The following is a 12,726-nucleotide window of genomic DNA, read 5'->3' as shown; positions in this document are numbered from 1 at the left end:
CATTTTTGGTAGAGGTTAACTGTACAGTTTCAAAACTTCCATGACATCATCTTTATTAGAGTCGGCAAAAATTGATGTTTTTTCTTCGAAAAAGTAATGAAGTAAATCCTTGTTCCAGACTATAATGGGTGCGTGGTTGTCTGGCCATTGTAAACAGCTGCTTTTTTTCTTGAAAATGAAATCATAGATATTACAGTTTTCCGGAGAGTTTTCATAGCTTTCTTTCATCCTCTGCTCTGCTGTTCGGAGATTATAGTACATGGCTATTGCGGGGTTACCATTAATTGCTTTGTATACCTTCTCTCGTCCAATAGGCTCAAAAAGCCAAACGTGCTGGTAATACGTTTTATGTTTTGGGTTAATCGTTATTACAATATCGTCAAGGTTGAAATACTTTATCGTATATTGAGTTATGAGTTTATGAAGGTGAATAGCCAAATTTACACTCGAGCTTTTCCAACCTGGCTTTACTGCAAAAGATCCCAGTTCAGCTATGAGTCTTCGGTTGTTTCTTAAAATTTTAAGTTCCTTGTGAAAGATTTTATCCATTGGAAGCCCCAGCACTGATTCAAGAAAAAGAGTACAGGCAACAACAACTTCATCCTTGTTTTTACCAATGAAAGTGGTTGTGAAGGGAAGACTATGATAAAGGGTTAATCGCATTCCATGCGCTTGTGGCTCGATAAACTTTTCCATTACATACGTATCATGTACTATTTTAAATGCCTGCTCTAATTCATCTTTTGTCTGTGCAATTTTAAATTCAATCCCAGAAAGTTTTTCCTCGCTTATATCTAATTTACTTCTAAACATCAGAGCAAGGTGATATTCTACAATGTGTCGAAGCGCCAGCTCGTCTTCCTCATAGAGATGTCTGAACTTTATACCGATCCCCTTACCGTGGATCTTATGTTTTTCCTTACGTACCACTTCAAAGTCAGCAGAAAAACTGTATCGACGTTTCGCACACTTTTTTGTAAGAGTAACGGTTCCCTGAGCACCCAACGGTATCTCTTCGTTAAGGTATATGAGCATGCCGCTGTGACTGATATTTCTGCACTCTGCACAGCGGATAATTTGATCACCAAACTCTATGGTAACTGCAACAGTAAGAAATGCTCGTTCCGTGCTGCGCTTTTCCGTGCCGGAGTAAAAGAAAGAAGAAAAATTGAATTTTTCTTTTAGTGACATATTTTTGACTCAAATTAAGCGGGTTCAGTGATCAAAAAGGGTACTATATCACAGTATATAGCAAAAAGTAATAAGTTACAATGAGATAAATATAGAAACAGAAAAAAAATGGTGGTATAATACACTACAATGTTCTTTTTCGAAGGAATCAAAAAATGAAATATTTTGAAGCTGCTACTAAGATTCTTTTTTCAAAAGATTTTTATTTAACCGGAAAAATAATTCCGGTTGTAGGTATTTCAGGCCCCATAGCTTCAATTATTTTCTATTTTACCTGCTCCTTTCAGGGATATTGGGATTCAATTTATCTTAGAGTGGCCGGAGCTCTCATAACCTTACCACTTGTATTCTACCCATTTAAAAAAGACCTAACCTCATTTCAAAAAAAATATTATGATACAGTGATGTTTCTCATACTTCCAGTATATTTTACCTTTATGTTTCTTATGAATATAACGGCGACATATTGGTTTGTATCGCTGATGTGGGCTGGCATTTTTTATGGTTTGTTTGCATCAAGAGCATACATGCCTTTAATTTTATTTCCTGTGGGCTTTTATCTGGGTGTCGCTATATTTATGCTCTACACCGGAATCTCAACAGCTATTTTTTTACAAACATTTGGAATATTTACTATAAGCTGGTTTTCTTCATTGGTACTTGGGTTTGTAAAGTTGATTACTAATGTCTTTTATATCATTTCCCTTGAGTCGGAATCGATGAGAGTAAAAGCCGATGAAGCTGAAAAGAATAGGCTGGTTCTTGAAAGTAAAAATGCTGAACTTCTTGCCCGTAATATGATTATTTCCACTTTTGTACGACCATCAATATTAACAGAAGTTAATGAAGGGAAAGATCCCCGTAGTTTTAAGCCACGTATTGTTGATAAAACAATTCTTATATGTGATATGAGAAACTTTACTCCCTTGACTTCAGCTATGATGAATGCAGAGGTTCAGGCTCAATTTATTAATAAGTATTTTGAAATGATGATAAATCCTGTATTTGAGGCTGGTGGAGAAGTAGATAAGTTAATGGGAGATGCAATCATGGCTGTTTTTCCCGACGGGGCATCAGCCGTTACAGCAGCCCTAGAGATGCGAAGACGATTACAGATATACAACAAACAACTGGTCTTTGCTGGGCTTGAAAAGATTGGAAATGTAATAAGTATATCAAAAGGATATGCACTTGAAGCGAATATCGGAGGAATGCAAAAACTTGATAGAACATATATTGGAGCTGCCGTAAATATTTGCTCCCGATTAGAACATATAGCCAAACTCTACGGGCTTGAAATTATTATTACCAGAGAAATATTTGAAGATCTTACTGAATTTGAAGAATGCAGGCTTGTTGATATAATAAAAGTAAAAGGATACCACAAAAAGATGGAAGTCTATGAAGTATATGCCCATAGTCCTTCCACTGTGGTGGCATTTAAGAACAAGATGAAGGATAAATTACAGGAAGGTATCAGACTGTATTTTAAAAAAGATAAAATGGAGGCTGCAGCTATTATTTTTAAAGAAATATTAAAAGATATGCCAAAGCACACACACAATGAACAAAAGGTAATGGATAATATTGTTCAATACTACGCAGCTCGTTGCATTGATCGCTTTTCACAGTTAGATAAAGAGGGAAGAATACTAAATATCGAAGATGGGTGTCATGATTTTGGGGCAGGAACAATGAAGAGAGATTGGAGCTGCTTTTCTCCTGAAGAAATGGTACATATACTGGAAGAGAAACAAAACCAATTGCATAAAAAAATCGATAAATATGCTTCATCAAGAATAATTACACCCTAAATTCTTTATTTTTTTACATTGCAACTTAAGAGATCACTGTCTATATACAAGTGACAAAGACAAAGAGGGTAGAACCCTCTTTGTCTTGAGGCAAGCCTATTTAAAGTTAGCGTTAACTATTTCCATTCCTCTTCTACATATCTCTTTTGCATAATCGGTCCATATCCCCTGTCCCCAGTAGCGGTAACAGCTTGTTTGAGAAACCAGCAGGTGGTAGAGCGCATTTAGATACTTGCTGTCATTTCGTTCTGCTCCATTTTCGAGCACTTTTTGGTTGAATTGAGCACTCAATTTATCGATAGGGTCAAGTACATCCTGATAACCTTTAACCCAGGAAATGTCACTGGTCCAGCTTCCTCCCTCTACATGGAAACTTCCGTCCTCTTTTTTAAGTTCTTCAATAGATTTATTTAGCTTTTCGGGGCCGTCACCAGGATTAACCCTATCCCAGATTCTTTTCTGTAAAAGGGGCTGAATTCTAGGTAGATCATGTTCCGTGATTCCAATGGAAAAGAGGTGCTCCAGGTATTCAGTTCCATTCATTAAAGGCACTTCAGATCCGCTTGCATTGCGAACGACTTCCTGGAATTTTGGTGGAAACTCATTCATCATTACTCCACCGTTCTCTCCATCAGCAATTTGTGTTACAAGTGGTGGTACCTGTTTGCCTGCAAGTTCCCATCTGGACAAACTGGTCGCTTCGTAGTATGGTTGCATCTGTGCAACAAGCTTTGTGTCACTTCCCTGAGTTTTAATTAGTGCAACGATACTAATCTCTTTGCCTTCGCTGTTTTTGCATACGAGTAGGTGGGGTAGATGTTTCTTTTCGAGGCCGTGTCCGGTATTTTCCTGCTCTACAGTATGTTCCTGAACAAGAACCCAGCTATAACCACAGTCCTTCAGAGTTTTAACGAATTCATATGCAATATCAGGATGGTTTGGAAGAGCCATTTCCGAAGGAGAAAAACCTCGAACCCTGCTTAATGCTTCATTTCCAAAAATGGAAGCAAAGTGTTGCTGCCAGGCTTTGACGTGTAATTTGTAATCTTGCACCGGAGTAGACGGTGCCACCGCGTGCCCCCAGGGGCAACCAAGCCATTCGATGGTGTGGCGCATTTCCGGATTTACGGTTACATTCCTAAGCGCATCTAAAACATCGTGTAGCCCCATTTTTTTTAAACCATAAAACAGCGTACCGGAGTATTCCAACATCGCCCGAGGTTCTTTACCTTCGCTTAAAAGCTGAGGGACAAACTCACCCATTCTTTTGTAGCACCAGGCGAAAGTTGGAGCATTGTGATTATCACCAATACCCTGGTTTTCCATCATGTGCTGAAGATTAGAGATCAACTCAGCACTACTTAAATCAGACCCGCCCGCAGGAATCAGGGGCTGATGCATGTGCAGTGCAATTGCACATGCGCTTTTTATGGAATTGAAATTAATCTTAGAATTGGGAGTATAAACAGCCTTACCTTTGGAAGAATTAACCACATCTTCTGTTTCTTTTACAACCATAATATTGGGGAGACCATCAATAGTATCGGACTGAGAATGTGAATCCTTCATGCGATGCTCCTTTCCAGTTGCCTATTTGTGTCTTATAAGGTTAAATATATTTACATAATGTGACCCAGGATGATTCCAAGAGTAATCACAGTTCATTCCATTTATCATTAACTGTCTGAATTCATGTGGAAAGTCATAGTAAAGCCCTATAGTACGATTTAGAGTCGATTCAACAGCGTAAGTATCAAAATTATCAAAAGTGTAACCATTGCGTGACAGCATGGGTTTTTCGCTGTAATTGTAATCGAAAACAGTGCTAGAGAGACCGCCAACAGAGCGGACTATTGGAACTGTTCCATATTTTAGGGCAATAATTTGTGTGAGTCCGCAAGGTTCAAATGCGCTTGGAACAATCACCATATCAGCTCCAGCGTAAATAAGATGAGAAAGCTCCTCATTAAAACTTAGTTCTATATGGCAATCAGGATTGTCGTTGAGTTGGTGCTTGAGGTCCTGAAATTTGCAGTGTATTGAATGATTGGAAGCTGTTCCAAGCAGCACAAACTGAGCGTCTCTACTCAATGCATGGTGTATTGAGTGGTATACGAGATCTAACCCTTTTTGTTCATCAAGTCGCCCAATGTATGCAATTATTGGCTTAACTCCTCTATTAAGCCAAAGACGATCTCTCAGAGCTTCTTTGTTTATGTATTTGTCCTGAATTGTTTCAGCTGAATAGCGGGCTGCAAGAAGAGGGTCGATTTCTGGATTCCATGTTGCGTAATCGATACCATTTAAAATGCCGCCAAATTTCTGGTGATGCTGGTGGAGTGTGTGGTTAAGACCGTAGCCTTGGTCTGTAAAGCGAGCCTCCCAAGCGTGATGTGGCGACACTGTGGTAACAAAGTTGGAATAAACTATTCCGCCCTTCATACAATTAAGTGCCAGATGATTGTGGTTATCTTTTAAACGGTTGTGATCAAAAAAATGCTCAGGTCTGCCAAGCCCGGTTGCATGAAGCACTTCATGGCCAAAAATTCCCTGATGTTTAAAGTTATGGATTGTATAACAGGCCCTTTGAAACTGCATATCAGTATGAGTGTACTGTTCAAAAAGCATTACCGGTAGAAGGCCGGTTTGCCAATCATGGCAATGGATTATATCAGGACGTTTTCCACTTTGAAGCAGAAATTCCAAAGCAGCTTTACTAAAAAAGGCATACCTGAGGACATCATCATTACATCCATAAAATGTATTTCGGTTAAAAAAATTATCACCAGAATGAGGATCGATAAAGAAACATTTCCTGCCATGCACAAATCCAAACCAAACAGTACAGTGGACGCCCCCCCCAAACCATGGAACCCAAAGATCGTTAAAAGAAGGAGTAAGGCCCCAGATTTGATCATAACGCATGCAGTCATATTTTGGAAGTATAACCTCTACTTCATTCCCCCTTATAGAAAGTTCCCATGAAAGACCGCAAACGACATCCGCAAGTCCACCAACTTTGGCCAAAGGGGCTAGCTCTGAGGCAACCTGGACTATGTACATGATTTGCCTCCCCGAAATGGGAAACTACTGTGATGGAAGCAATACTTTCTTGCTGTGTGTAGTAGTATCAAAGTAAAAAGAGTCATGAAATATCTCACCGATGAGATTGTGTGTAAATAGATAAAGCGGAAAAAAAAGCAATCTGAAGACTTCTGAAGAAGAGAACGTTCAGAGATTCCGCTCAAATTATTAGTATGCAATAGTTTAAATAATAGTGCAATAAAAATGCCAAAACAGGTATCATTGTTTTCTTTGCAAAAAACATTACCGGTTTTGTTGTTCAAACCTGATTTATCCTGGTGTTGTTTCAAGCTCGTCCTCATCAAAGATATCCTCAAACTCCTCATCCGAAACCCTTTCAAGCGGAGTTGTATACATGAAAACGAAACTTACTCCACCATCCTCTCTATAAACTCTTGCCACAACATCTGGTTTTATTCCGGCAATATTGAATGCATGAGAGACAATTCTGGTACCTGGTTTTAATTCATCGAGTTGTGGAAGCAATTGAACATTTAAGTGGGGAAGTAGATACAGGGTGATAACAGTGGCTTCAGTTAAATCGAGTTCAAAAATGTCTTTTTCTTCGATAGTGACGAGTCTGTGAACCCTCTCTTTGCGTACGTTTTCTCTTGAGATTGCAACCATCTCAGGGTCAATATCAAATCCCCATGCCCTACACCCACTCTTTTTTGCAGCAGCAATTACTATTCGCCCATCACCGCAACCAAGATCATAAACGATATCATCCCTTTGAACATCTGCAAGGTTAAGCATTACGTCTACAACTTTGTGTGGTGTTGGTACAAAATGAACATCAGGGGTGCGTGGAATACTTCTTTCACCCTCCTCTTCATAACATCCTATCATACAAACAACTACAAGAGTGGTTAGTATGGATCCAATTCTAAACTGTAACAAAAGCTACCCCTCTTTCTCAAGTGCTTTTGATGCGTTGTTTTCGTTTTTTATACAAAATGTTTTTACCAAAATCAATAAATTTATGTAAATTGCAGGCGTTTACAGTCACCTTTCCTTCATTATCCACAAATCCTGACCGGGACTTATTTATAAGCTCCTGGTGAGCTGCAAGAATGCAGGCTCCGTCACTGGCTACTGATTTAAGTGCAGGATCAAAAGGCGTTTCATTGCGAGCCGAAGGGATGAGGGGAAAGTAGCTGGGGGTATTATGTTCGGTACCGAATGTAATGCAAAAACCATTTCTTTTGAAGTGATTAACACAATTCCTTAGGTACTCAATACTGTTTCTGGTAGAGATAAACTCTACTGCGTAAACACCCATATTTTTAAGTCGGTCAATTAGTTCTTCTAAACTTTTTTCAGCTTCGGTAGGCGTTTTTGATACATCTCCCAGAACTGGATAGCAGGGTATCCCGCCAGCTTCAGTGATCAGCTTTTTTGCATCAGCGCAATTAATAGCATTTTGATCGTTGTATTCTACATAAGCAGGTTTATTGAATTTAAAGATTCTGTTAATGATCTGCTGCTGCACTGCAGGGGCATCTGTACTATCGAAAGGCAGACTGGAAACTGAAAAAAGGGTTTTAAAAGCATCGTTTAGGTCCGATACATTCGTTCGGTTTTTAAGCAATTCATCATACAGAGCTTTAGCTATATGGCGCTCACGAACCGTATTTTTGGCATATTTGAGGCGTATCGAATTATAATTTAGTGCACAATCTAAGCCACATTCTTTAAGATGTTGATTTAGTTTTAGGATGACCTTCCATATATGATCCTGGCTACGCTTCCATAGTGAGTTCATTAGGTTTTTTGAATCGAGGGACATTTGGACAGGGGTATGCAAAGCTCTTCCACATAAATAGAGAATTCCTGCATCATAGGGATCGTTCCACCGGCGACCAAGTTTCTGCTCAGTTTCACTGATACTTCTGAACTCTATTCCGTATAAAGGATAGATGTGGTGGTTGCGGCAGATTTCACCAAACTCCTGATATCCTTCAAATGTGTTAAAATCATTTATACCAAGCACATCAAGACCCTCTTTTGCAGCTTGTGTGACCATTTCATCGATGGACCCAAAGGTGCTAAAAGAATAGGGAGAGTGGACGTGAGTGTTAGCTTTAATCATTTTTCTTAAACAGGGTTGTGAATTTTTGCCTTGGTTGTTTATTAGTGATGCTTCCAACTAACGCATATTCAATGGTTTTCTAAATACCTGTAAATATAAATTTATTCAGAAGAATATACCAGAGTTGGTAAAAAATGCAGAGGCGTTATACTGTTCAACTTTCTAAGGACAAATCGGTTGAGAGTTATACACTGTCGATTAATAAATTTGATCTGAAATCGAAATGTATAAAAAAGCAGAAAATAGAAAAAAAACTTGACTTTACCTCTGTTTTTCACCATTTTATGGTCGTATGGTTTTTGCCATTACATTTAGCATCCTGTTAGACCTCGTAATGTAGTTCAATTGATTTGAATCCATCCAAAAAGGTATTTTATCGACATTGGGCAGGGTACCTGGGAACGGTGAGGCAGAGCAGAGTGCTCGGGTGCTAAATAGTCTTCATGAAAGCATTCGGTTTCAAAAACCTTCATATAAACAGTTTTAGATTTCCCGATAGTTTCTAAGTTAAAAACCTGGGAGATAGTTTCCCTCGGAAGAAAAAAACCACAAGAGAGAAATATAACTTTCAGCATAAACCCTTCCTTTTAATTGAGGTGTATTAAATGAATGTTGCTGAGCTTAAAAGCATGTCAATGACGGAGCTCAATGATCTGGCCGCAAGTCACAATGTAGGAGAACATCGTAGTCTTCGCCGCCAGGAACTGATTTTCAAAATCCTTCAGGCTCAGGCTGCACAAAGTGGGCAGATGTTTGCTGAAGGTATACTTGAAATCATGTCTGATGGCTTCGGGTTCCTTCGCTCACCTTCAAACTCCTACCTGAGCGGTCCCGATGATATATATGTATCTCCTTCTCAAATCAAACGGTTCTATCTTAAAACCGGTGATTCTGTATCCGGTCAGGTTAGACCACCCAAAGATTCAGAGCGCTATTTCGCTCTTTTACGGGTTGAGATGGTTAACTATGAGGATCCCGAAGAGTGTAAGAAAAAGATAAATTTTGATGATTTGACACCGCTGTTTCCCGATGAGCGATTTAATCTGGAATACAACAAAAAAGATAGTGCTACCCGGATAATGAATTTGTTAACTCCTATAGGGAAAGGGCAGCGTGGGTTGATTGTTGCTCCACCGAGAACAGGAAAAACCGTTCTTTTAAAAACGATCGCCAATGCTATCATTCACAACCATCCAGAATCATCTCTGATAGTTCTGTTAATAGATGAACGTCCGGAAGAAGTTACTGATATGCAGCGCTCTGTTAAAGCTGAAGTAATTAGTTCTACCTTTGATGAACCAGCCGAGCGACATGTTGTAGTAGCAGAGATGGCAATTGAGAGGGCCAAACGTTTGGTAGAACATAACCGGGATGTCGTAATTTTACTGGATAGTATTACCCGTCTTGCCCGTGCTCATAATACGGTAGCACCACACTCCGGGCGTATACTCTCCGGTGGTGTCGACTCTCAAGCCCTCTACAAACCTAAGAGATTTTTCGGTGCTGCAAGAAACATCGATAACGGTGGTAGCTTAACCATCATAGCAACTGCGCTTATCGAAACAGGCAGCCGGATGGATGAGGTTATTTTTGAAGAATTTAAAGGCACCGGGAATATGGAACTTGTGCTTGATAGAAAAATTGCTGATCGTCGTATCTACCCTGCTATGGACTTGCTCAGAAGCGGAACTCGGAAAGAGGAGTTGTTGCTTAGCGAAGAGGAACTTAACAGAATGTGGATTCTGAGAAAGTTTCTGGCAACGATGAGCCCTGTTGAGATGATGGAGTTTCTTAGAGAGAAAATGTCCAACACTAAGAACAACAGAGAATTTTTGGATGTGATGAAAAGCTAAAGAGCGTTTCTACCCGGAGAAGGAAAATGGATATAGCTGTTTTTGGGTGTGGTAATATGGGGAAGGCCCTGATTGGTGGCCTTCTTAAATCATTTGGTGATGATGTAACCATCCATGCCTTCGATAAAGAAAGTTCTGCTCTGGACGATTTGGATTTGAGGGTACATAAGACCGTGCCTGCAAAGTGGCAATCGCCTGATGTGATCATCCTTTCTGTTAAACCTACTGACTTTGAGGATGCCCTTACTACTATCAGGCCGCTATTTGACCAAAAGAATTTTCAATCACTTATAATCTCTGTCGCTGCTGGTATAAGTACTTCATTTATGCAAAATAAATTGGCAAAAAGTTTACGGATTTGTAGAGTTATGCCTAACACACCGGCTTTAATTGGTGAAGGTTTGAGTGCTTACGCTATGAACCCAAACTGTACAGAAGCGGACTCCAATTTAGTCAAAACCATCTTCGGTGCATGTGGTAAAGTTGTTGAAATCAAGGAAGAGTTGATGGATGCTATAACCGGACTTTCAGGTAGTGGTCCGGCTTTTGTATATAGCTTTATCGAAGCCCTTGCAGAAGGTGGAGTTAGTGCCGGTCTACCCTTCACTACTGCCCTTGAATCTGCGGCTCAAACCGTAATTGGTGCTGCACAGATGGTGCTTAAAGCTTCAGAACATCCCTCTGTTTTAAAAGCTAAAGTAACATCACCCGGAGGGACTACAATACAAGGGCTTTTTGCACTGGAACAGGGAAACTTTAAGCACACTGTGATGAATGCAGTTGTTAAAGCCGCTAATCGTTCAAAAGAGTTGAGCAGATAAACCACCACTGAACAATCGATAATTCAATTAGGGGGCAAACCCCGGCTTTTTACCGGAGTTGTATTAGCTCGTAGAAAGGGTTTGGGAGTCAACTTCTTCTGATGGACCCATGATTGCATCATTAACTCTCTTGCGCAGCTCCTTTGATGCTTCAAAGACCGGCTTATAGCCTGCTTCGACCTGGATAAATTCATTAGTGCGGGGATTGCGTGCTGTGCGAGCATTTTTCTCTTTGACTTTAAATCTGCCAAAACCCCGTATTTCGATATTATTACCGTCCAACATCGCCGTGGAGAGTGCTTCAAGAAATGACTCTACCACAATTTTAGTATCAACCTGTGTTAATCCTGTACGATCTGAAATCTGTTCGACCAAATCTTTTTTTGTTATGTTTCCCACCTTTTAGTCTCCTCCCAACTTAGTGCAGGTGTTTATAGTTATAGTTAGTAATCAGAACCTGTATGTTTGTAGAATACAATTATTTGCAGACTAAATCAAGAATATAATCAGAAAAATAGATACATATTACATGAACCTGAATTAAAGATAATGAAAACATCTTACTCAATCCGATAAACTTCTAATTTTTCGAAAAGCTATACTGTTAAGAGGGTCTATATCTGTAATCTTGCGGTATACTCTTAACGCCTCATCTCTGTTGCCCAGTCGTTCATAAGCATTGGCAAGTTGTAACAGTTTACGGACATCGCCTGGAGTCTGCTTGAGCGAATTGGTAAAAAACCTGATAGCTTCTTTTACCATCCCGTTTTTTAAACAAATAAGGCCTGATTTAAAGTTAGCTTCTGGATGGTACGGGTATTTTTCAAGTGCACGATTGAACTGGTGAAGAGCTTTGTGTGTATCGCCGATGAGAGTGTAATAAAGTTTGCCCAGGTTGTATCTGGTATTGAAATCATCGGGATTAAGGGCTAAGGCTGTTTTGTATGACCTCAAGGACGCATCGGCTTTATTTAGATAATAATATACCATCCCCAGACGTGAATGACTTCTCTCATGAAGGGGGTTAATATGTAATGCTTCAAGTAGAAGTTTTCGGGCTTCTAAATACTCTCCTGTCTGAGTATAGTAGCGGGCAAGCTGGTACCAACCTTCCACATACTGAGAATCCACTTCAATGCTTCTTTTAAGTAACTTCTCAGCCTGCGGGGAGGGAATAGATCTGGAAGCTTCGATCTGTCCCATAAAACAGAGTGCTTCAGGCGTGTTTGGTGCAATATCGAGACTACTTCTAAGGGCATTTAAACTTCTATTATGCTCGCCCAGGTAAAAGAGTGTGATACCCTTTTGGGCCTGAAGAACAGCGTGTAACGAATCGGGTGTGTCTTCTTTAAGAAGTTGTTTTAGTGCAGAAAGTGCTTCCTCAAAATGTCCTGCATTCAGATATGCATTTGCAAGATTTTTCCTGATACCGAACTCTTCGCTATCAGTCTCAAGCAGCCTGTGAAAATGATTGATAGCTTTTTCAGGTTGCCCTTTTTGCATCAGGGAATTGGCGATATATCGGTGAGCCTTAAGGTCGAGGGTGTTTAAGGACAAATTTTGCTGGGAACCGGATGAGGATAGTGGTACATTTGTTGTTTTGTGAGTAAAAAAGGTAGCTGCCCAGAAGCCCACTACTGCAACGAGGCAAAGAGCCAGTGAATACTTTGTAACCCGTAGGATAATAAATTGCTCCGACTCAGAGAGCCCAAGCCTGGAGAGAGTATTAAGTAATGGTTGTATCAACATTTCTGGTGTTTTTTTTGGCTCAATTATTGCTTCAAGGAATGCATTGCTCAACTAAATACGTTTTTAAGAGATTGTACGATAAAAAAAGTGTCTGGTCCATAAAAAAAGCTTGACACCACTGT

Annotated in this window: 10 protein-coding genes; 3 read left to right on the top strand and 7 right to left on the bottom strand. The window is 39.8% G+C overall.

Annotated elements, in window-relative coordinates; genetic code table 11:
* Nucleotides 1-15: 15 nt before the first annotated feature.
* Entirely contained in the window at nt 16-1,191 is a 1,176-nt protein-coding gene (locus tag QA601_04935) for a PilZ domain-containing protein (GenBank protein ID MDG5814411.1), read from the bottom strand.
* 155 nt (nt 1,192-1,346) lie between these two features.
* Between QA601_04935 and QA601_04930 the strand changes: the two genes are divergently transcribed.
* Entirely contained in the window at nt 1,347-3,005 is a 1,659-nt protein-coding gene (locus tag QA601_04930) for an adenylate/guanylate cyclase domain-containing protein (protein ID MDG5814410.1), read from the top strand.
* Nucleotides 3,006-3,101: 96 nt separating this feature from the next.
* Here the strand turns inward: QA601_04930 and QA601_04925 are convergent, their stop codons facing one another.
* The 4 genes from QA601_04925 to QA601_04910 form a co-directional block, all read right to left on the bottom strand.
* Nucleotides 3,102-4,574, bottom strand: coding sequence for a hypothetical protein (locus tag QA601_04925; GenBank protein MDG5814409.1), 1,473 nt, complete (start codon nt 4,572-4,574; stop codon nt 3,102-3,104).
* A gap of 21 nt (nt 4,575-4,595) precedes the next feature.
* Nucleotides 4,596-6,068, bottom strand: coding sequence for a glycogen synthase (locus tag QA601_04920; GenBank protein ID MDG5814408.1), 1,473 nt, complete (start codon nt 6,066-6,068; stop codon nt 4,596-4,598).
* 291 nt (nt 6,069-6,359) lie between these two features.
* Nucleotides 6,360-6,989, bottom strand: coding sequence for a class I SAM-dependent methyltransferase (locus QA601_04915; GenBank protein ID MDG5814407.1), 630 nt, complete (start codon nt 6,987-6,989; stop codon nt 6,360-6,362).
* Between the two features lie 16 nt (nt 6,990-7,005).
* The gene (locus tag QA601_04910) at nt 7,006-8,181 is read right to left on the bottom strand and encodes a PHP domain-containing protein (protein ID MDG5814406.1); all 1,176 of its coding nucleotides are present in this window, start codon (nt 8,179-8,181) and stop codon (nt 7,006-7,008) included.
* A 605-nt stretch (nt 8,182-8,786) separates the two neighbouring features.
* Here QA601_04910 and rho point away from each other — a divergent pair.
* On the top strand, nt 8,787-10,034 hold the full coding sequence (gene rho / locus QA601_04905; GenBank protein ID MDG5814405.1) for a transcription termination factor Rho: 1,248 nt from the start codon (nt 8,787-8,789) through the stop codon (nt 10,032-10,034).
* Nucleotides 10,035-10,060: 26 nt separating this feature from the next.
* Nucleotides 10,061-10,855 (top strand): pyrroline-5-carboxylate reductase, encoded by a 795-nt coding sequence (gene proC / locus QA601_04900; protein MDG5814404.1) that lies wholly within the window; start codon nt 10,061-10,063, stop codon nt 10,853-10,855.
* Nucleotides 10,856-10,918: 63 nt separating this feature from the next.
* On the opposite strand, the gene QA601_04895 is transcribed toward proC, so the two are convergent.
* Nucleotides 10,919-11,254, bottom strand: a complete 336-nt coding sequence (locus QA601_04895) for an integration host factor subunit beta (GenBank protein MDG5814403.1) — start codon at nt 11,252-11,254, stop codon at nt 10,919-10,921.
* Nucleotides 11,255-11,419: 165 nt separating this feature from the next.
* Nucleotides 11,420-12,655, bottom strand: coding sequence for a tetratricopeptide repeat protein (locus QA601_04890; GenBank protein MDG5814402.1), 1,236 nt, complete (start codon nt 12,653-12,655; stop codon nt 11,420-11,422).
* Between the last annotated feature and the right edge of the window lie 71 nt (nt 12,656-12,726).

This window comes from Chitinispirillales bacterium ANBcel5 (assembly GCA_029688955.1).
Lineage (GTDB): Bacteria > Fibrobacterota > Chitinivibrionia > Chitinivibrionales > Chitinispirillaceae > Cellulosispirillum > Cellulosispirillum alkaliphilum.
This window is presented reverse-complemented; position numbering and strand designations above follow the sequence as displayed.